17 protein-coding genes are annotated in these 20,782 nt (G+C 46.3%); 16 read left to right on the top strand and 1 reads right to left on the bottom strand.

The features are described 5' to 3' along the window. The first annotated feature begins 92 nt into the window (after positions 1-92). From ABUA34_RS04040 to ABUA34_RS04110, 15 genes are all read left to right on the top strand, one after another. Entirely contained in the window at positions 93-1,838 is a 1,746-nt protein-coding gene (locus tag ABUA34_RS04040; protein ID WP_055280072.1) for an Rqc2 family fibronectin-binding protein, read from the top strand. Positions 1,839-1,933: 95 nt separating this feature from the next. Continuing rightward, positions 1,934-2,812: a YicC/YloC family endoribonuclease gene (locus tag ABUA34_RS04045; RefSeq protein ID WP_022216788.1), complete on the top strand. Its 879-nt coding sequence runs from the start codon at positions 1,934-1,936 to the stop codon at positions 2,810-2,812. Between the two features lie 27 nt (positions 2,813-2,839). Then, positions 2,840-3,478: a guanylate kinase gene (gmk, locus tag ABUA34_RS04050; RefSeq protein WP_015534810.1), complete on the top strand. Its 639-nt coding sequence runs from the start codon at positions 2,840-2,842 to the stop codon at positions 3,476-3,478. A gap of 77 nt (positions 3,479-3,555) precedes the next feature. Further along, positions 3,556-3,795 carry a DNA-directed RNA polymerase subunit omega gene (gene rpoZ, locus ABUA34_RS04055; RefSeq protein WP_015534811.1) on the top strand — a complete coding sequence of 80 codons (240 nt, stop codon included), beginning with the start codon at positions 3,556-3,558 and terminating at the stop codon, positions 3,793-3,795. Between the two features lie 137 nt (positions 3,796-3,932). Next, entirely contained in the window at positions 3,933-5,486 is a 1,554-nt protein-coding gene (locus ABUA34_RS04060; RefSeq protein ID WP_022216786.1) for a UDP-N-acetylmuramoyl-L-alanyl-D-glutamate--2,6-diaminopimelate ligase, read from the top strand. After that, entirely contained in the window at positions 5,455-7,713 is a 2,259-nt protein-coding gene (priA, locus tag ABUA34_RS04065; RefSeq protein WP_349822880.1) for a replication restart helicase PriA, read from the top strand. The genes ABUA34_RS04060 and priA overlap by 32 nt, the downstream gene beginning before the upstream one ends. A gap of 20 nt (positions 7,714-7,733) precedes the next feature. Continuing rightward, the gene (def, locus tag ABUA34_RS04070) at positions 7,734-8,201 is read left to right on the top strand and encodes a peptide deformylase (RefSeq protein WP_015534815.1); all 468 of its coding nucleotides are present in this window, start codon (positions 7,734-7,736) and stop codon (positions 8,199-8,201) included. Positions 8,202-8,235: 34 nt separating this feature from the next. Then, positions 8,236-9,162: a methionyl-tRNA formyltransferase gene (gene fmt, locus ABUA34_RS04075; protein ID WP_022216784.1), complete on the top strand. Its 927-nt coding sequence runs from the start codon at positions 8,236-8,238 to the stop codon at positions 9,160-9,162. 20 nt (positions 9,163-9,182) lie between these two features. Next, positions 9,183-10,535 carry a 16S rRNA (cytosine(967)-C(5))-methyltransferase RsmB gene (rsmB, locus tag ABUA34_RS04080; RefSeq protein WP_349822881.1) on the top strand — a complete coding sequence of 451 codons (1,353 nt, stop codon included), beginning with the start codon at positions 9,183-9,185 and terminating at the stop codon, positions 10,533-10,535. 30 nt (positions 10,536-10,565) lie between these two features. Beyond that, entirely contained in the window at positions 10,566-11,642 is a 1,077-nt protein-coding gene (gene rlmN / locus ABUA34_RS04085) for a dual-specificity RNA methyltransferase RlmN (RefSeq protein ID WP_055144700.1), read from the top strand. An 83-nt stretch (positions 11,643-11,725) separates the two neighbouring features. Continuing rightward, on the top strand, positions 11,726-12,460 hold the full coding sequence (locus ABUA34_RS04090) for a Stp1/IreP family PP2C-type Ser/Thr phosphatase (RefSeq protein ID WP_015534819.1): 735 nt from the start codon (positions 11,726-11,728) through the stop codon (positions 12,458-12,460). Between the two features lie 6 nt (positions 12,461-12,466). Further along, entirely contained in the window at positions 12,467-14,677 is a 2,211-nt protein-coding gene (pknB, locus tag ABUA34_RS04095; RefSeq protein ID WP_349822882.1) for a Stk1 family PASTA domain-containing Ser/Thr kinase, read from the top strand. A gap of 14 nt (positions 14,678-14,691) precedes the next feature. Continuing rightward, entirely contained in the window at positions 14,692-15,564 is an 873-nt protein-coding gene (gene rsgA, locus ABUA34_RS04100; RefSeq protein WP_117549456.1) for a ribosome small subunit-dependent GTPase A, read from the top strand. After that, the gene (gene rpe, locus ABUA34_RS04105; protein ID WP_117549067.1) at positions 15,564-16,226 is read left to right on the top strand and encodes a ribulose-phosphate 3-epimerase; all 663 of its coding nucleotides are present in this window, start codon (positions 15,564-15,566) and stop codon (positions 16,224-16,226) included. Before rsgA ends, rpe begins: the two co-directional genes overlap by 1 nt. Positions 16,227-16,248: 22 nt before the next feature. Further along, on the top strand, positions 16,249-16,911 hold the full coding sequence (locus tag ABUA34_RS04110) for a thiamine diphosphokinase (RefSeq protein WP_349822883.1): 663 nt from the start codon (positions 16,249-16,251) through the stop codon (positions 16,909-16,911). A gap of 110 nt (positions 16,912-17,021) precedes the next feature. On the opposite strand, the gene ABUA34_RS04115 is transcribed toward ABUA34_RS04110, so the two are convergent. Beyond that, positions 17,022-19,046, bottom strand: coding sequence for a Na/Pi cotransporter family protein (locus ABUA34_RS04115; protein WP_238050233.1), 2,025 nt, complete (start codon positions 19,044-19,046; stop codon positions 17,022-17,024). 272 nt (positions 19,047-19,318) lie between these two features. Between ABUA34_RS04115 and ABUA34_RS04120 the strand changes: the two genes are divergently transcribed. After that, entirely contained in the window at positions 19,319-20,767 is a 1,449-nt protein-coding gene (locus ABUA34_RS04120; protein ID WP_055224119.1) for an SLC5/6 family protein, read from the top strand. Positions 20,768-20,782: the final 15 nt, after the last annotated feature.

A 20,782-nucleotide genomic window follows, 5' to 3' on the forward strand; every position in this document is an offset into this window, starting at 1 on the left:
TCAGGATAACAGTAATGTGGTAGTAGATATGGAAGAGGCAGAGAATGAATTTGCATTTTCTGCCTTTTTTCAGGGATATAGGAGAGACAGATATGGCGTTTGACGGAATAGTGATATCCAATGTGGTAAGAGACATGAAGGAGAAACTCATCGACGGAAGGATATATAAGATATATCAGCCGGAGAAGGACGAGCTCAACATAGTAATAAAGAATAACAGGGAGAATTACAGGTTGCTCATGTCTGCGGATGCAAGCCTCCCGCTTATATACTTTCAGCAGTCCGCCAAGGAGAATCCTATGACAGCGCCGAATTTCTGTATGCTCCTCAGGAAGCATATCAACAACGGAAGGATAGTTGATGTGTATCAGCCGGGCTTTGAGAGAATAGTTGTCATGGTCATCGAGCATCTGGACGAGCTTGGAGATCTAAAGAGAAAGAAACTCATCATAGAGATCATGGGTAAGCACAGCAATATCATATTTGCCACGGATGAGAATGTCATCATCGACAGCATAAAGCATATATCCCATATGGTGAGCTCAGTGAGGGAGGTTCTTCCGGGCAGGACTTATGAGTATCCTCCGGCGGGAGGAAAGGTATCCCCGCTTGAGATAGAGCGCGGGGACTTCATAGAGCGTGTGAGCTCGAGCCCTACGAATATCATAAAGGCGATATACCAGAACATAACCGGATTTTCACCGGTTGTGGCGAGTGAGATAACCTACAGGGCAGGACTTGACGGCAACATGCCTGTGGACAGCATGAGCGAGGCGGATGTCGCAAGGCTTTATGATGAATTTGCCGGGATAGTATCTGATATAAGGAACGGGGACTATACTCCTGAGATCATACTGGACGGTTACACTCCAGTGGAGTTCTCGTCGGTGCATCTGTCGATGTACAGCGACAAGACCATAGAATCAAGGGATGACATTTCAAAGGTGCTTGATGAGTATTTCTACAGAAAGAGTGCGGTCACAAGGATAAGACAGAAGTCATCGGATCTCAGAAAGATCGTCTCGAATGCCATTGAGAGAACGAGCAAGAAGTACGACCTGCAGCTCGCTCAGTTAAAGGACACTGAATCCAGGGAAAAGTACCGTGTGTACGGAGAACTGATCAACACATATGGTTACAATATAGAACAGGGAGCGGACAGTTTTGAGGCTCTCAACTACTATACTAACGAGATGATAAAGATCCCGCTTGACAAGACCATATCTGTTATGGACAACTCCAAGAGATATTTTGCGAGATACAACAAGCTCAAGAGGACTTATGAGGCACTTACACAGCTCACTGTCGAGACGAAGAGTGAGCTGGAGCATCTTCAGTCGGTACAGACGTTCCTTGATATGGCGATAGATGAGAATTCACTGGCACAGGTCAAGGAGGAGCTCGTAGCCTGCGGATATGTAAAGGGACATTACGGACGCAAGGGCGACAGGAAAAAGGCAAAGTCAAAACCGCTGCACTACATATCCAGCGATGGATTCCATATGTATGTGGGCAAGAATAATATCCAGAACGATGAGCTCACATTTAAATTCGCAAATGGTGGGGATATGTGGTTCCATGCTAAGAAGATGCCGGGTTCCCATGTCATCGTGAGACTTGAGGGTGCGGGAGAACTTCCTGATTCTACATATGAGGAGGCGGCAAGACTTGCAGCGTATTATTCGTCTGGAAGGACGGCACCGAAGGTGGAGATAGACTATACCGAGCGCAGAAATATCAAAAAGCCTGCGGGGGCAAAGCCTGGATTTGTAATATATCATACGAATTACTCGATGATTGCAGAGCCGAGGATTGCGGGAATAGAGGAAGTACAATAAATAATTTGATTTTTAAACAGGTGTGAAGTATAATATATTATCTGTTATCAGGTAATTGAAAACAACATATAACCTGGGAATATTAGGAGACAGATATGGTAAAAAGCATGACAGGATTTGGCCGCAGCGAGAGGGTGACTGATGCATACAAGATAGTTGTAGAGATGAAGTCAGTCAATCACAGATTCTGCGACATCAATATAAAGCTCCCGAAGAAGATAAGCTTCTTTGAGACAAACATAAGAACATATCTCAAAAAATATATTGAGAGAGGAAAGGTTGACGTGTTCATCACATACGAGGATTTCTCGGATGACAATGTCAAGCTGAAGTACAACAAGGACGTTGCCGAGAAGTACATGGGATATTTCGAGGAGATGTCCAAGGATTTTGGAATTGAGAACAGCATAACACCTGCACAGCTTGGAGGCTTCCCTGACGTGTTCACGGTTGAGGAGCAGGCGGTCGACCAGGATGAGCTGTGGAAGATAATAGAGACATCCCTTGACGAGGCTGCGAAGATGTTCGTGCAGTCGAGGATAACAGAGGGAGAGAACCTTAAGAAGGACATGATCGACAAGCTTGACGGAATGAGAGCTGCCGTTGATTATATAGAGGAGATATCACCTGAACTTGTGGAGGAGTACAGGCGCAAGCTCACGGACAAGATCACAGAGGTTCTTGACAATCCTGTTATAGATGAGAACAGGATCGCCACAGAGGTCGTTATATATGCGGACAAGATATGTGTGGACGAGGAGACTGTAAGGCTTAAGAGCCATATCAGCAGCACGAAGAAGATTCTGGAGGATGGCGGAAGCGTTGGCAGGAAGCTGGACTTCATCGCACAGGAGATGAACAGAGAGGCGAACACGATACTTTCAAAGGCCAATTCACTTGATGTGTCAGACAAGGCGATACAGCTCAAGACTGACATAGAGAAGGTCAGAGAGCAGATACAGAATCTGGAATAGAATACATAATTTTTAGAGGTAATGATGATGGCAGATAAGAATACAAAGCGTGGATCGCTCATAGTCATATCCGGTTTTTCAGGAGTTGGAAAGGGCACAGTTGTCAAGAGACTTGTGTCGGATTTTGGATATAACCTTTCAGTGTCGGCGACGACAAGATCACCGAGAGAGGGTGAGGTCGATGGAAGAGAGTATTATTTCATGGATCGCAAGGATTTTGAGAATCTCATTGACTACGGCGGATTTATCGAGTGGACACAGTATGTAGAGAATTATTATGGAACTCCAAAGAAGTATGTTGAGGAGAAGCTTGCTGATGGCAAGGACGTCATACTCGAGATAGAGGTCATGGGTGCACTCAATGTCAAGAAGCAGTTCCCTGATGCGCTTCTCATATTTATATCAGCTCCAAGCATAAGCGAGCTTAAGAGCAGACTGGCAGGAAGAGGAACAGAGTCGGAGGAGACCATAATCAAGAGACTCCGAAAGGCCACAGAGGAAGCTGAGGACATGGACAAGTACGACTACATCATAGTCAACGATGATCTGGACGAGTGTATACACACCGTGGATTCAGTCATCAGAAGCTATGGCTGCAGAAGAGATAATCAGCTTGGATATATAGCCGGAATAAAAGAAGAGCTTGCAGAGATAAAGAAACTCTGATAAATTAGACTGGATAACAGTGGACAGCAGTTTAGAAGAATATTTCAATAATCATATAAGAAAGGGGATATAATATCATGTTACATCCATCATACACAGACTTAATGTCAGTAGTAAATGCAGAGGTTGAGCCAGGTGAGCAGCCTGTAGTAAACAGCAGATATTCAATCGTTCTTGCAACAGCAAAGAGAGCAAGAGAGATCATTGATGGTCAGGAGCCTATGGTGGCAGCAGACCCAAAGAAGAAGCCATTATCCATCGCTGTAGATGAAGTTTACCATGGAAAGGTAAAGATCGTCGGAGCAGACGAGGATTAACAGACCGGAATATATAGCGGTAAGTGAGAAGAATGGAGGTTGGAGCTTTTAGCACAGCCTCCTATTTTTCTGATACACAACTGTGCCGGATGTGGCATATTCTAAATAAACAGGAATATGTCGACGGGAGGTGTATCATGAGGGCGTCAGATGTTCTAAAAGGCACGGTCTATGAGATCCTGGCAGGGGACATTGACTGTCAGATTACGGATCTGGCAGATGATTCCAGAGATGTCACACAGGGAACTCTTTTTGTGTGCCGGAGAGGTGCGAGAACAGATGGACATCGCTATATAGATGATGCCGTGGCAAGGGGCGCAGCGTGTATAGTCATGACAGATGATATCGGCATACCTGCGGAGCGGTCAGCCGGACGCTGGGGGGATACCGATGGTGTACTGATCGTGAGACTGTATGACTATCGCCACGGTATAGGAATGATATGTAATAATTTTTGGAATTTTCCGTCACGAAGTATGAAGGTTATAGGTGTGACCGGGACAAAGGGAAAGACCACGGTCGCATGTATGATAAAGTCTATGCTGGACAGATGGGGGCGTAGAACCGGTCTTGTGGGAACCATAGAGATCGATGACTGTATCCGGAAGATACCATCTGTGAACACCACTCCGGGAACGATATATCTCCATCGCAAGCTTGCAGACATGGTGGCAAATGGTGCGGAATACTGCGTCATGGAGGTATCGTCACAGGGGCTTATGCACGGCCGTGTGTCAGGGGTAGAATTTGATATATGCGTATATACAAATCTTGCTCCGGATCACATTGGGCGGAATGAACACCGCACATTTGCCGAGTATGGGAGATGGAAGAGAAGCCTGTTCTCAAAGTGTAAGACTGCGGTGATAAATGCAGATGACATGTATTCTGGGTGTATTGCTGCCGAGGCTGTGAATGCAGGGGCTGAAGTGGTATATTATGGTGTGAGGAATCACACTGCAGCCGGGGATGGCAATGTGTGTATGGCGGGAGCAATACACAGGCTCATTCTCCATAGAGTTATGGGGATAGGCTATGAGTGTGAGAGAACGGACGGGGAGAGCACTTACATGACTGTTGGCATACCGGGAGAGTTCAATGTGTACAATTCTCTTGCTGCGGTAACCACTTGCGGGATCATCGGGATACCGATGGAGGTAATGCAGGATTCGCAGTCGGATATGAAGGTGAGGGGCAGACTCGAGCCGGTGGAGATTCCGGGATACGCAAGGATATTCATCGATTATGCCCACAATGCCGTGAGCCTGGAAAATGTACTGACCACCCTCAGACAGTACAGGCCGAAGAGGCTTATATGTCTGTTCGGATGCGGCGGCAACAGATCAGCCGGGCGCAGAAAAGGCATGGGATTTGTGTCGGGCAGGCTGGCGGATATGACGGTCATAACAAGTGATAACCCGAGGTTTGAATCCCCGGAGGCGATAATGACGGATATTGAGACCGGGGTTCTCGAGGGCGGAGGAGAATATGTAAAGATATGCAGCCGTCTGGATGCTATAAGATACGCTCTGGAGATTTCGGACAGGGATGATATAGTCCTTCTGGCCGGCAAAGGCCATGAGACATATCAGGATATAGAGGGACGCAGGACACAAATGGACGAGAGAGAAATGATACGGCAGATATTGGAGGAGAAAAATGCGGGGATTGTACGCAGATGTGATAATTGATATATCCCATGAGGCGATAGACAGAACATTTCAATATGCTATTCCTGACGATATTGCCGGCAGGATACAGATAGGAAGTCAGGTCAACATTCCATTTGGCAAGGGAAATAATCTGAGAAAAGGCTATGTCATAGGGATATCGGATTCCACGGAATATGATGAGAGCAGGATAAAGTCTATAGATTCTCTGTGCGAGGACGGCGTGGCAGCTCCGGGAAGGCTCCTTGCCCTTGCGGCGTGGATAAAGGAGAACTACGGCTCCACCATGATAAATGCCATCCAGACGGTGATGCCGGTGAAAAAAACGGTTAAGTCCGTGGTGGTCAGATATATTGTCCTTTCATGCGAGGATGTGGACACATGGGAATACAGATATATGAAGAAGAATGCCAGGGCAAAGCTCAGGCTCCTCCGCGAGCTTATGGTGAGACATGAGCTCACAATGACGGAGGCCACCGGGACTTTGAATGTGTCATATCAGGCGGTTAAGGCCATGGAGGACGAAGGTGTCGTTCGTATCGTTGAGGACAGCAGATACCGGGATGTGGTGTCTGACGCGGTGAGGCAGCAGGCATTTGAGGCTCCTGATATAGAGCTTAACAGTGACCAGCAGAGGATAGTCGATGATTTCGTAAGTGATGCAGATCAGGGTATACACAGGACATATCTTCTTCATGGCGTGACGGGAAGCGGCAAGACTGAGGTGTATGTGAGGTGTATCCGTGAAGTCGTCCGCGCGGGCAGACAGGCGATCGTGCTGATACCTGAGATAGCACTCACGTATCAGACACTGACATATTTCTCCAGATACTTTGGTGACCGTGTGACCATGGTCAACTCAAAGCTCAGCAGCGGGGAGAAGTATGATCAGTTTGAGCGCGCAAGGAAGGGCGATGTGGATGTGGTGATAGGCCCGAGGTCTGCGCTGTTTACCCCATTTGAGAAGCTGGGACTTATAATAATAGATGAGGAGCATGAGAGCAGCTATAAGAGTGACAGCCCTCCAAAATATCACGCAAGGGAGACTGCCATAGAACGTGCAAGGCTTGAGGGGGCGAGTGTCATACTCGGTTCCGCAACTCCTTCTGTGGAGAGCTACAAGCGTGCACTGGCGGGTGAGTACAGGCTGTGGACCATGGACAGCCGTGTTGAGGGCAGAGCCATGGCAGAGACAAGCATAGTAGATCTCAGGGATGAACTCCACCGGGGCAACAGATCCATAATAAGCGACGAGCTTGCAAATGATATAGCGGACAGGCTCAGCAAGCGGGAACAGATCATGCTGTTCATCAACAAGCGGGGATATAACAGCTTTGTATCCTGCAGGAGCTGCGGAGAGGCAGTGAAATGCCCGCACTGTGACGTGTCCATGGCACTGCACTCTGGAAATAATACACAGAAGGGCGTGCTTGTGTGCCACTACTGCGGATTCAGAATGCCGGAGCCGGACAAATGTCCGGCGTGCGGTTCAAAGCTCATAGGAGGCTATGGAGTCGGAACCGAGAAGGTCGAGCAGGAGGTACACAGGTTGTTCCCGGAGGCCAGGACCTTAAGGATGGACAGGGATACGACCTCGAAGAAGAATTCTCATGAGCAGATACTTGAGAGCTTCGGAAGAGGCGATGCGGACATACTCATAGGAACCCAGATGATAGTCAAGGGACATGACTTTTCCAGAGTGACACTTGTGGGTGTGTTGCTGGCGGATCTCACACTGTTCAGCGGAGACTACAGAGCCGGTGAGAGGACATTTGACCTGCTGACCCAGGCTGCGGGAAGAGCAGGAAGAGGAGATGTGCCCGGAAAGGTTGTGATACAGACCTACAAGCCGGACAACTACGCCATAACTGCGGCAGCATCCCAGGATTACAGGGCATTCTACGATATCGAGGAGGCGTACAGATCACTCATGAGGTATCCGCCGGAGTGGAATATGATGGTCATAATGGGCACGGGCATGGATGAAGAACAGCTTGCCAATATAATGGATAGGATGTATTCTCTTATAAGGGGAAAATATATAAATGCAGGACATCTGTCTGTGATCGGTCCTTCGGAACCGGCCATATCAAAGATAAAGGATGTGTACAGGCGGGTGTTGTATATAAAACACCGGGATTACAGGATGCTGGTGGATGTCAAGGATTATGTCGAGGAATGGCTTAAGGAGAACGGAGAGAACGATGTGAGCGTATTCTTTGACCTGAATCCGGTAAATATGTATTAGTGAAAAGGAGATTTGTGGACATGGCGATAAGAAATATAAGATATGACGGAGATGACATACTCAGAAAGGTGTGCAGACCGGTTGAGAAGATGGATGACAGAACACTTACACTCATAGATGACATGTTTGATACCATGTATGAGGCAAATGGAGTTGGACTTGCCGCACCTCAGGTTGGAATCCTCAAGAGGATAGTTGTTATCGATGTCGGCGATGACAATCCACTCTGTCTTATAAATCCTGTGATAACAGAATCAGACGGAGAGCAGACAGGTGAGGAGGGATGCCTCAGCCTTCCTGGAAAATTTGGAACAGTTACAAGACCTATGCATGTAATATGCAAGGCATTTGACGAGAATATGGAGGAGTTTACAGTCGAGGGAGAGGGACTTCTGGCGAGAGCTATCTGCCACGAGCTTGATCATCTTGACGGAAAGCTCTACAAGGATCTTGTCGAGGATGGCCTTCACGAGGTAGAGCAGAATTAAGAGATACTTAACCTATAACAAGGAGGACATGCAGATGAGAGTTATATATATGGGAACCCCTGATTTTGCCGTGCACGCACTTGTATCCATAGTGGAAGCGGGACATGACGTTGTGGCATGCTTTACGCAGCCGGACAAGGCAAAGGGAAGGAGCAAAAAGCTTCAACCGACACCGGTGAAGGTACAGGCAATGGAATATGATATTCCGGTATATCAGCCGGTGAAGCTCCGTGAGCAGGAGAACGTGGACATCATCAGAGAGTATGCACCTGATGTGATAGTTGTGGCAGCATATGGCCAGATACTTCCTGAGAGCATACTCAATATTCCGAAGTACGGATGTGTCAATATCCATGCATCGTTGCTCCCGAAGTACCGCGGTGCGGCGCCTATCGAGTGGGCGATCATTGACGGCGAGAAGGAGACCGGAGTCACCACCATGTACATGGCAAAGGGACTTGATACCGGAGATATGATAGAACATTCGATTGTGTCTATCGGTGACGATGACACTGGAGAGACATTGACGGACAAGCTTGCGGCAAGCGGTGCGCAGCTTATACTGTCAACCCTTGAAAAGCTTGAGAATGGAACTGCGGTCCGGACACCTCAGGATGACAGCCTGAGCTGTTACGCTTCCATGTTGAACAAGGGTATGGGAGATATAGATTTCAGTGAGCCGGCAGAGAAGATAGAGAGACTTGTGAGAGGCCTTCAGCCATGGCCTTGTGCATACACAAGGATAGGCGGCAAGAATGTCAAGATATATGGGGCAAAGGTAGTGAGCCGTGAGGATGGCATTGCACCGGGTGAGATAACCATGGTGACCAAGAAGACATTTGCCATAGCGTGTGGACAGGATGCACTCCAGATAACAAGATTGCAGCCTGAGGGCAAGAAGCCTATGGATGCGGCGGCGTTCCTTGCGGGCAATAAACTCACAGCCGGAGAGCACATCTGATCAAATATATCTGATGAAGAATGGACAGAGGTAGAATGGATACAAAGACTCGAGAGGTGGTTCTGACCACATTACTGGACATAGAGAAAAATCATACATTTTCAAATATAGCACTTGGAACGGCACTCCGCGCCAACCAGTTCATGAGCAAACAGGACAGGGCGTACATCACGAGAATGGTCGAGGGAGTCACAGAGCAGAGGATAAAGCTGGACTACATAATAAACCAGTTCTCCAAAACAAAGGTGAACAAGTGCAAGCCGCTCATAAGATGCGTCCTCAGGATGGGAACTTACGAGCTGTTCTTTATGGACTCTGTTCCGGATTCGGCTGCCTGCAACCTGTCGGTGAAGCTGGCGGTGGATCATGGATTTGGAAGCCTCAGAGGCTTTGTCAACGGAGTGCTCAGAAATATCGCAAGAAACAGGGATGGTATAAAATATCCTGATAAGAACACATCACCTTTGGAATACTATTCGGTTGAATATTCAGTTCCTGTGGAGCTTGTGGAGATACTGTTGCAGGACTATGACAGCGAAACGGTGGACAGGATACTCGGAAGCAGCTACGAAATGCGTCCGACATCCATAAGGGTGAATACAGACAGGATAAGCGTTGATGAAGTCGAGAGGAAGCTGGAGGCCGCTGGAATAGAGACAGTGCGAGGAAGCCTGAATGACACATCACTTCTTATAAAGGGATATGATTATGTCAGAAGGATCCCAGGATTCATGGATGGAGAATTTGTTGTACAGGATCAGAGTTCGTGTCTGGCTGTAAGGGCAGCAGGTATACAGAATGGAGATCTGGTGGTGGATGTGTGTGCAGCACCGGGCGGCAAAACCATGTATGCCGCAAGTCTTGCGGGACAGACAGGAAGGGTTATCTCAAGGGATCTCACCGAGAACAAGACGGAGCTCATAGAGGAGAACGTGGACAGACTTGGACTGACAAATGTCACTGTCGAGGCATGGGATGCGAGAGACCTTGATGAGAACCTTGTCGGAAAGGCTGATGTGGTAATAGCAGACCTTCCGTGTTCGGGACTTGGCATAATGGGCAGGAAGAACGATATCAAGTACAATGTGACAGGTGACAGCATAGACGAGCTGGCACAGCTTCAAAGGGATATTCTTGACACTGTATCCAGATATGTGAAAACGGGTGGCACACTGGTGTATTCGACATGTACTATAGACAGCAAGGAGAATCAGAACAATGTTAAGTGGTTTGTGGAAAATCATGATTTTGAGACTGTGAGTATAGATGAGATCGTACCGGGGCACGGCGGCGATAAAGGATATGTAACTCTGTTACAGGGAGTAGATGAGTGTGATGGATTTTTCATATCGAAGTTCGTGCGTACAAAATAGATAGAACATGTATAAAAGATTGGACAGAGTATGGAAGTAAAGGATAGAGAAGATAAGGATATTAGACAGCCGGATCTGAAATCAATGAATATGGAAGAACTCAGGAACTGGGTCATCGGTGCCGGTCAGCCGGCATTCAGGGCGAAGCAGATATATCAGTGGTTTCATGTGAAGCTTGCGGACGGAACGGAGGAGATGACCAATCTGCCGAAAAGCCTCAGAGAGAAGATGGATGAATATGGAATATATGGTGTGAGCGTTGTCACCAGACTCATTTCAGAGGATGACGGCACAAATAAATTCCTGTTCAGACTCCATGATGGGAATGTCATAGAGAGCGTGCTCATGAAGTACAAGCATGGCAATTCCGTGTGCATATCATCCCAGGTGGGCTGCCGTATGGGCTGCAGGTTCTGTGCATCGACCATAGGCGGGCTGGTGAGGAATCTCACAGCGTCTGAGATGCTGTCACAGATATACAGCATCCAGAAGATAACAGGTGAGCGTGTGTCAAATGTGGTCGTGATGGGAACAGGAGAGCCGCTGGATAACTTTGACAATCTTGTCAGGTTCATAGAGATGCTGACGGACGAGAATGGACTGAACATAAGCCAGAGAAATGTCACAGTGTCGAGCTGCGGTTTAGTGCCTGAGATAAAGAGGCTTGCGGATATGGGGCTTTCCATTACATTTGCATTGTCGCTTCACGCGCCAAATGACGAGGACAGAAGGGCACTCATGCCGATAGCCAACAGATACAGCATTGCAGAGGTTCTGGACGCCTGTGATTATTACTTTGACAGGACGGGCAGGAGGATAACATTTGAGTATTCTCTTGTAAAAGGGCAGAATGACAGCCCTGAGAAGGCATGCGAGCTGGCGCGTCTCATAAGGGGAAGAAACTGCCATGTGAACCTCATTCCCGTAAATCCGATCAAGGAGAGGGATTACGAGAGGGCGGATAACAGCGCCATTGAGAATTTCAAAAATATTCTGGAAAGAAACCAGATAACAGCTACGGTGCGAAGAAGCATGGGGCGTGACATAGACGCAGCGTGCGGACAGCTCCGCCGTAAATATGAGGAGGAGAACAAGACGGATAAATAGTTCGTCTTGTTCTTTTTTATGTGTTGTGCTAAAATAGGCAAGGTGGCGTATCAGATAATATTTTAGGCTGATGGAGAGAATATATGAAATCATTTGGAATAACAGATGTTGGAAAAAAGCGTTCCATGAATCAGGACAGCATATTTTATACAGATGAGCCAATAGGGGCTATCAGCAATCTGTACATAGTTGCGGATGGCATGGGCGGTCATAAGGCCGGGGACGTTGCATCCAGAACGGCGATTGAAGCCGCAGTTGAATATATAAGTGAAAGCGAGATAAGCAATCCTGTATCGCTGCTCAAGAGGGCGATAATATATGCCAATGACAAGGTGTATAAGCTTGCGCTCAGCAATCCGGAGGATTACGCAGGTATGGGAACGACATTTGTAGCTGCAGTGATCGATGATGGAATCATGTATGTCGCGAATATAGGTGACAGCAGATTATATATAGTTAACAATGAGATAAGACAGGTCACACTTGATCACTCATTGGTTGAGGAGCTGATAAGGAATGGTCAGCTCGACAGGAATAAGGGACGGAATCATCCAGAGAAGAACATTATAACCCGAGCACTTGGAATAGGTGATGATGTGGTTCCGGATTTCTTTGAAGTAGAACTTTCAGCGGATGATAAGATCCTTCTATGTTCTGATGGTTTGTCGAACATGATAGAGGACGACGAGATTCGGGACATTGTATCAGAGTCGGATGATCTTAAGACAGTCGGTGAGAAGCTGGTGGAGAGAGCGAATTACTACGGCGGCAAGGACAATATATCTGCCGTTGTAGCTGCGATAGATTGGGAGGAATAAATTGGTATGTTAAATCCGGGAACGATGCTCAGCGGTCGTTATGAGATCATAGAATTGGTTGGATCTGGCGGTATGTCAGAGGTATATAAGGCAAAATGTCATGTGTTAAACAGATATGTTGCCATAAAGGTGCTTAAGCCTGAGTTCAGCTCAGACGTTAATTTTGTTACAAAGTTCAGGATAGAGGCCCAGTCTGCGGCGGGGCTGTCACATCCTAATATTGTGAATGTATACGATGTCGGTGAGGACAACGGAATATATTATATAGTAATGGAGCTTGTGGAGGGAACCACCCTCAAGGAATATATACAGGCCCACGGTAGAATAGAGCCTATGCAGGCGATTGATTTTGCCATACAGATAGCCCAGGGACTTCAGGCAGCCCATGAGCATCACACGATACACAGAGATATAAAGCCTCAGAACATCATCATGTCGAACAACGGCACGCTGAAGGTTACTGATTTCGGAATCGCAAGAGCCGCATCGTCAAGCACGACCACGACAAATGCGATGGGCAGTGTTCACTACATATCACCGGAGCAGGCAAGGGGCGGATTCTCAGATGAGAGAAGTGATATTTATTCACTCGGTATCACCATGTATGAGATGCTCACAGGACATGTTCCATTTGAAGGCGAGAACAATGTGGCTATAGCGCTGATGCACATTCAGGGCGAGATGGTATCACCTAGGGAGTATTACCCGGATATACCTACAAGCCTTGAGAAGATCATAAGAAAGTGTACACAGAAGAAGCCGGAGAGACGATATCTCACAGCAAATGCGCTTATAGCTGATCTCAACAGAGTAAAAGAGAATCCTAATATAGATTGTATAGTAGTGCCTAAGACCAGCGTTCCTACATCCCCTACCATTGAGATGACAAAGCAGGAGATGGAGATGATCAAGACCAGAAGACAGGTCGATAAGGCAGATACTACGGAGGTTCCACCTGTAAGTCCGAGAACGTCAGAGATCAAGGCTAACGTGCCAGTTATGCCGCCGTCACAGTTCGACGATCTGTTCCCAGATGACGACGATGAAGAGGATGATACGGACGAGTCAGTGGCAGATGATGGAGAACAGGAGCAGGAATACGATGGAGAAGAGGAGCTTGATCCAAGACTTAAGAAGATAATCATGGTATCAAGTATTGCCATCGCGGTGGTTCTTGCCATACTTGCCATACTTCTCATAGGCAAGATAGCCGGCTGGAATATTCTGGGCGGTAAGGGTAAGACGGAGGAAAGCACCGATGTCATAACCACAGAGGGATCGAACGACACAACTGCACAGGAGACAGTACCTATGGTCAATGTAGTAGGTCTGTATAAGACTGCGGCTGAGGAGCAGATGAAGAAGAATGGCTTCACCAACTATACATTTGTGGAGAAGACAGATGCCACAGTTGAGAAGGGCTATGTAATATCACAGAGTATAGATGATGGAACATCCATAACAAAGGATACACAGATAACTATTTACGTGTCATCTGGCAAGGAAAAGACCAAGGTGCCGAATGTTCTCGGATATGAGGACAGTCAGGCCACAACATTGCTCGAGGAGGCAGGACTTAAGGTAACACATGGCTATGCGTACGATGATAATGTTGAGAAGGATCATGTAATATCCTCAGATCCTGTTGCCGGAACAGAGGTTGAGGAGGGCTCAACAGTCAAGATAATCATCAGTAACGGTAAGGAGACTAAGAAGATCGCAGTTCCTAACCTCAAGGGTAGGTCTGAGGCAGATGCAGCAGCTAAGCTTCAGGAGGTCAACCTGGTAGGCAATCCAAGCTATGAGTACAGCGATGATGTGAAGGAAGGCCAGGTAATATCACAGGATCCTGAGGTCAACACTGAGGTTGACGAGGGAACTACCGTGTCATATGTTGTCAGTAAGGGACCTCAGAAGGTTACATACTCTGTATCTTTCAGCGGTTCAATATCGAATATAGAGTTTGATTTTGATACATTTGGAAGTGTGACAGTTGACATCTCATACACAATAGGCAGACAGACATTCTCTGTATACAGCGGCAAGGCTGGTGCAGGAGACTTCCCTATCAATATAGATGGAGTTGAGGGTCCTACAGGACTTGAGAGCAACCAGGGATCATTCTCTGTGACCATCACGGATTCAGAGGGAATAGATGTCACATCAAGCTTTAACACGGGCGGTTTGTCCGCTACATTTACACAGGAGAGTAATTAGTAGTGGCAGAGATCATATCAGGAAAGATAATCAAAGGAATCGGTGGATTCTATTATATAGACGCCGAGGATGGACATTTGTACGAATGTAAGGCGAAGGGCATCTTCAGAAACAAAAAGATCAAGCCCCTTGTCGGAGATAATGTGAATATAGAGATACTTGATCCTGAGAACAATCTAGGTAATATCGTTGAGATATTGCCTAGATTTAACTCTTTAATAAGACCTGCTGTGGCAAATGTGGATCAGACGATCATAATATTTGCCGTGAGCGAGCCTGAGCCGAACTTTAACCTGCTTGACAGATTCCTTGTCAGCATGGAGAAAAGCGGTGTTGAGACTATCATTTGTTTTAACAAGACGGATCTTTCGCCGGACAATATGGAGGCTTGCAGATCATACAGCAAGAGCGGGTATGAGACAATCTTTATAAGCGCCAGGGAAGGCGAGGGCATAGACAGGCTCAGGGAGATCATAAAAGACCGCACAACGGTGTTTGCGGGGCCATCGGGAGTCGGCAAGTCGTCTACTCTCAATGCGATCAAGCCAGAGGCGGAGGCCCAGACAGGCGCTATAAGTGACAAGATAAAGCGTGGCAAGCACACCACGAGACATTCTGAGCTCATGCACATTGGCGGCAGGACATATATTATGGACACACCGGGCTTTTCATCGCTCTATGTTGATTCCATAGAGGCGGAGGATCTCAAGGAGTATTTCCCGGATATTGCGGCATATACGGGAGAGTGCAGATTCAACATGTGCAATCATGTCAGTGAGCCGGATTGTCTGGTAAAGCAGGCGGTTGCGGACGGAGAGATAAGCCGTATAAGATACGAAGATTATGTAATGATATATAACGACTTAAAAGAAAAGAGGAAATGGTAATGATAATTCTTTCACCTTCATTATTGTCAGTTGATTTTGCACATATTGCGGACGGCATTGCGGAGCTTGACAGAGCGAAAGTTCCTGCGCTGCACCTTGACGTTATGGACGGTGCGTTTGTTCCGAACATATCATTTGGTGCGCCTGTCATAAAGTGTCTCAGAAAAGAGACGAACATGATATTTGACGTGCATCTCATGATAGAGGAGCCGGACAGATATCTTGAGGATTTCAAGAAGGCAGGTGCTGACTGGGTAACCGTACATGCAGAGAGCTGTAAGCATCTGCACAGAACCGTTGCCAGGATACATGAGCTTGGAATGAAGGCCGGAGTGGCACTCAATCCGGCAACTCCTGTATCAGTGCTTGACTATGTGATAGACGATCTGGATATGGTACTTGTTATGAGTGTCAATCCGGGATTCGGCGGACAGTCATTTATTCCTTCAGCACTCAGAAAGGTGGCTGAGGTCAGAAAAATGGCAGATGACAGAGGCCTTGAGCTCAATATAGAGGTGGATGGTGGAGTCAATCTGAAGAATGTGGGTGACGTCATAGAAGCTGGTGCAAATGTCATAGTTGCCGGTTCTGCGGTATTTGGCGGAGATGCTTATGAGAACAGCTGCAGCTTTCTCAAAGTATTTGAGAAATATGAGGCATAGATAATAAAGGGCAAATAGTGATATGAAGAGTTATATTATAATATCCGGAGGCAGAGTTGATCTGTATTCACTTCAGGAAATCATGGACAGACACCTTGAAAGCAGCAGAGTGATAGCTGTGGACAAGGGTATAGAGACCTGCAATAAGATAGGAATAGTACCGGATGTGATCGTGGGTGACTTCGATTCAGCCAGCAAGGTGACTGTGGGCGTGTACAGGAAGATGGCTAAAAAGATGCACTCCATACAGTTTGTTGATCTGGACACACACAAGGACTTCACGGATACTCATGTAGCCATCATGCATGCCATGGAGGAAGGTGCTACGGATATTTATATATTGGGGGCCACAGGAACAAGACTTGATCACACAATGGCAAACATAGGGCTACTCAAGGAATGTGCGGATAAAGGCGTAAATGCGTATATAGAGGATGACCATAATGTAATAACCATGATAAATTCCAGTGCCGGAATAAGCCGGCTAGAGGGATACGATTATATATCTTTTATACCGTACGGTGGATGCGTCACGGGGGTAACACTTACAGGGTTTGAATACAACGTGGAGAATCGTACATTTGAGATAGGAGACAGCCTTGGAGTGAGCAACCGGGTTGTATCGGAGGATGCAAGGATAGAGATAGAAGATGGCTATATGATCGTCAATTACAGCCGTGACTGATATGTTTTAAAAGACCAGGCATATAAACTACAATATAAATATAACGAAAAAGCTCTGCACAGTGTATTATCTGTGCAGAGCTTTTTCGCATAGCAGTTTGTTATATTCCTTTACTTTTTCTTGGAGTTCTTTTTACCCTTTTCAGGATATTTCTCGTTTATCTTTTCTTTTATCTTTTCGTGCCTGTCGGCTACTTTGTTTTTTGCTGATGACTTTTTCTTCTGGTCGGACTTCTGGTCGTTCTTTGACTCATTCTTTTGCTCCTCGCCGGAAACCTTAGCTTTGTTATCAGGTTCATCAGGTGTTGTTAATTCACGGAGTTCGCGGATGCTGGCATCAAAGCCTTCTGTTATCGGATCGGCATACATGGATGAATAATATGCATACAGAGCCTTGTATTCCTCAGATGTCTTGTATCCGGTGATGTAGATGTGTCCGTGCATCTCGTCCATATGGATACCCCTGATCTTCTTGGCAATGTGAAGGCCGATGTTCTTACAGTGGCTTCCGATCCTGTCAAGACTTGTGAGAATGTCAACCAGTGCAAATCCTCCAGGGATACCACATTCGCCCATCTGAAGTCTCACAACGTGGTGATCCTTTATAAGCTCTGTTATCTCGCTGATGGTCTGTGCAAGTGGCTCTATTCTTGATATTGCCTGAAGATCGTCCTCCTTGAAGGCGTTCAGAGTCATATCAATAATATTGTTAGTCGCCTTGAGCGCTGTCTGGATTTCATTCATTCCCTGATCTGAGAAGTTTATCTTCTGATCTATTATATTTCTCGATACAACGAGAAGATTCTCACAGTGGTCACCAATCCTTTCCATATCACTCAGACTGTTCAGAAGCTCAGACACATCAAGTCGTTCGGATCTGGACATGTTGTTCTGTGATGTTACCTTGAGGAGGAAGTTGTTGAGTGAGCTCTCACATTTGTCTATGAAATCCTCATTCTCCTCGAGTTTGGCGGCATCTTCTTCATTGAAATCACTGATGAGTCTGCATGCTATTGCAAAGTTCTCTCTTATGCAGTCAGCCATGGCAAACATGACATTTCTTGCCTGTGAAATAGCGATGGAAGGGGTAGCGATAAGTCTCGGATCCAGTGTGGCGAGCTCTTTGTCGATCTTGGACTCCTCGTCGTCCCTGATGATCTTTCCTGTAAGTTTTGCCACCTGATTGGAGAATGGCAGAAGTATCAGGCTTATGATAAAGTTGAACAGGAAGTGGACGTTTGCAATGTTACCACGGTTTACGACCTTGTCCATGAAAGGCATGTCTATGAAAAGCTGAAGTCCGTATATGACAATAACAAAGAACACAGCTCCGAATATGTTAAAGAGAAGATATGAGAGAGAAACTCTCTTTGCCTTCTTGTTCGCACCGATTCCCCCGAGGATAATGGTCATACACTTACCGATGTTCTGACCGATAATGATAGGAATGGCTGTTCCGTATGTAACGACGCCTGTGGACGAAATGGCCTGGAGTATACCTACTGATGCAGATGAACTCTGTATGATGGCTGTGAGCACAAGTCCTATTAAAATACCAAGTAATGGGTTATTAAACGATGTGAACAGATTCTGGAAGCTCTCTGATTCCTTAAGTGGCGCAAATACACCCTCCATGGTATTCATGCCGAGAAAGAGGATTCCAAGACCAACAAGAATACTTGCAATATCACGTTTCTTGTTGTTATTTGTAAATAGTATGATAAATGCACCTATACATATAAGGATAGGAGCAAATGATGACGGTTTTAAAAGTTTAAGAAGAATATTAGTCTCCGCAAGATCTCCAAGACGAAGGATCTGTGCGGTCGCGGTACTACCGATGTTGGCACCAAACACGACAGGTATGGCCTGCCCAAGCTTCATGATTCCGGCATTTACAAAGCCGATGAGCATGATGGTCGTTGCTGCCGAACTCTGAATGATGGCTGTTACGGCTGTACCGAGTGTAAAACCCTTGATAGTTCCCGTAAACTGATTTTTTCCGGTTGTAAGTTTCTCAAGAACCTTTTCCAGACTGCCACCGGCGAGATTCTTCAGCGAGGCACCCATGAGATTCATTCCGAACAGAAATAAACCTACGCCTCCGAGCAATGTTAAAATAGAAAATAAATCCAAAATTATAGCCCTCCTGAGTAAAATGAATTTTACCTGTGTTTCTGACAGGTAAAAAATATGTAATAAATATGTAAAATCCCATACGATTCAGATTATAACACATCACTAGTTTTTGTACTATTGAAAAAATAATGCAATTGATGGTAACATTTCGGCAAATGTCACAATAAATATGATGGTGGCGGCAAAACTTCAACTGTGGTAGAATGAGCAGGGTATATTATATAAAAATGATAACGAAGATTCAGATAAAAGAATGGAGTGGCTGATACATGTCTGTTTTTAGTGATAAGAGAGTATTTGGAATCAAAAGGCAGAACTGTGGCGGTGTGTCCACCGCAGGGCAGGTATGCGCCAATGATGTAATATTGTGGGTCATATTTCTGCTGCCTATTAATATAGTAATACATGGTGCAGGACAGTGCCTTGTGGCCATGGGATTGTTCGTGGGCAATGTTGTCGGATGGATATTTCTGTCAAAGCGTATGAATTCGTATGCTGAGATATCCCCTAAAAAGATACACAATGCTCCGGAGCTGTTCGCAGCAAGATATGGGTCATGGAAGTTGAAAGATCTGGTGTCCGTCATATGGATAGTGACGCTTGGCCTGATACTTGTGTCTGTTCTCAAGGTTATCGTATCGGTTGTCGCCTATTTTATGGACATGCCGGAGAGCATAAGCCTTGCCATCATAGTGTCATTTCTCATCCTTGCCACCATACTGGTTGACAATAAGCTGATGGGAATAATCAAGACAATAGTGTTCATAATGGTTATAATCGTATGTCTGACGATGATCGGACTGGTATTTTACAGGATGGATGCGAGGGAGATACTTGACAATTACAGGAGATCAAGGCTTGCAGGGGGAACCAGCATTTATCTGAATATACTGTATTACGATGGCAAAACAGTGGATATAGGAAGTGCGATATCCATGACGGGAGTAGGACTTGGATGTATAGCCATGCCGCTGATGTACAAGGGTGTCTTAAATATCCGGGATAACAAGGAGCTCGATGTCGGAAGAATATGGGCTGTAATCTTTGAAGGGTTCACAATACTTTCAAGCTGTATACTGGCACTTCTGGTCGTACCGGTGCTCTATCCTGAGAAGGCATGGGCAAATATGAACTCATTCCAGGTGTACAACCTGATGCTCAAGAAGCTGCTTGGAACGGGAACCTATGCGTATGTGTTCAGATTTGCCGCGCTTATGGTGTTTATAGCGGCGGTTGTCGTAATGCTGGAATCGTTCATGAGAAATATATGCGAACATATAAGAGGGCTTGTTCCGGCAATCTCAAGAGCCGGTGGAATCGCAAAGCTTCTTATAGATATAGGTGTTGTTGTGCTGACCGGATGCTGCATTTTCCTGGTGGCAGAGTTTGTTGAATTCAACAGAGAGCATATGATCGCCGAAAACTGGGGATTGTGTGCGGCGGCACTTGCGGCTCCTCTTTTCTGTACACTGACGTACAGGCATGCGACCGGAAAAGGCATGTATGCCGGAATAATAGCAGGAATACTCACATTTGTTATGTGGAAATATCTCCCGTTTGTGAACGGAGGCAGCCTGGCGGCATACTCGGGTATCAGCGGTGACGTGGTTGGATTTGCAGTGAGTCTGCTGTTCACCATTGGAGTAAGTGTGTGCACGCAGAAAAATACAGAGGAAGAACTGAAGATATTTGACAGGATGAGGGCTGATCAGGCCTGATCTGAAGGAGTTCAT

Origin of the sequence: Coprococcus sp. RTP21428st1_C9_RTP21428_210409, assembly GCF_040227395.1 — a bacterium.
Classification (GTDB): Bacteria; Bacillota; Clostridia; order Lachnospirales; family Lachnospiraceae; genus Coprococcus; species Coprococcus aceti.

Bases quoted from the DNA above. Each gene is read 5' to 3' on its own strand.
- gmk (WP_015534810.1), top strand. From the start codon at position 2,840: ATGGCAGATAAGAATACAAAGCGTGGATCGCTCATAGTCATATCCGGT.
- rpe (WP_117549067.1), top strand. From the start codon at position 15,564: ATGATAATTCTTTCACCTTCATTATTGTCAGTTGATTTTGCACATATT.
- fmt (WP_022216784.1), top strand. From the start codon at position 8,236: ATGAGAGTTATATATATGGGAACCCCTGATTTTGCCGTGCACGCACTT.
- ABUA34_RS04060 (WP_022216786.1), top strand. From the start codon at position 3,933: ATGAGGGCGTCAGATGTTCTAAAAGGCACGGTCTATGAGATCCTGGCA.
- ABUA34_RS04120 (WP_055224119.1), top strand. From the start codon at position 19,319: ATGTCTGTTTTTAGTGATAAGAGAGTATTTGGAATCAAAAGGCAGAAC.
- rpoZ (WP_015534811.1), top strand. From the start codon at position 3,556: ATGTTACATCCATCATACACAGACTTAATGTCAGTAGTAAATGCAGAG.
- ABUA34_RS04090 (WP_015534819.1), top strand. From the start codon at position 11,726: ATGAAATCATTTGGAATAACAGATGTTGGAAAAAAGCGTTCCATGAAT.
- rlmN (WP_055144700.1), top strand. From the start codon at position 10,566: ATGGAAGTAAAGGATAGAGAAGATAAGGATATTAGACAGCCGGATCTG.
- ABUA34_RS04110 (WP_349822883.1), top strand. From the start codon at position 16,249: ATGAAGAGTTATATTATAATATCCGGAGGCAGAGTTGATCTGTATTCA.
- def (WP_015534815.1), top strand. From the start codon at position 7,734: ATGGCGATAAGAAATATAAGATATGACGGAGATGACATACTCAGAAAG.
- priA (WP_349822880.1), top strand. From the start codon at position 5,455: ATGCGGGGATTGTACGCAGATGTGATAATTGATATATCCCATGAGGCG.
- ABUA34_RS04045 (WP_022216788.1), top strand. From the start codon at position 1,934: ATGGTAAAAAGCATGACAGGATTTGGCCGCAGCGAGAGGGTGACTGAT.
- pknB (WP_349822882.1), top strand. From the start codon at position 12,467: ATGTTAAATCCGGGAACGATGCTCAGCGGTCGTTATGAGATCATAGAA.
- rsmB (WP_349822881.1), top strand. From the start codon at position 9,183: ATGGACAGAGGTAGAATGGATACAAAGACTCGAGAGGTGGTTCTGACC.
- ABUA34_RS04040 (WP_055280072.1), top strand. From the start codon at position 93: ATGGCGTTTGACGGAATAGTGATATCCAATGTGGTAAGAGACATGAAG.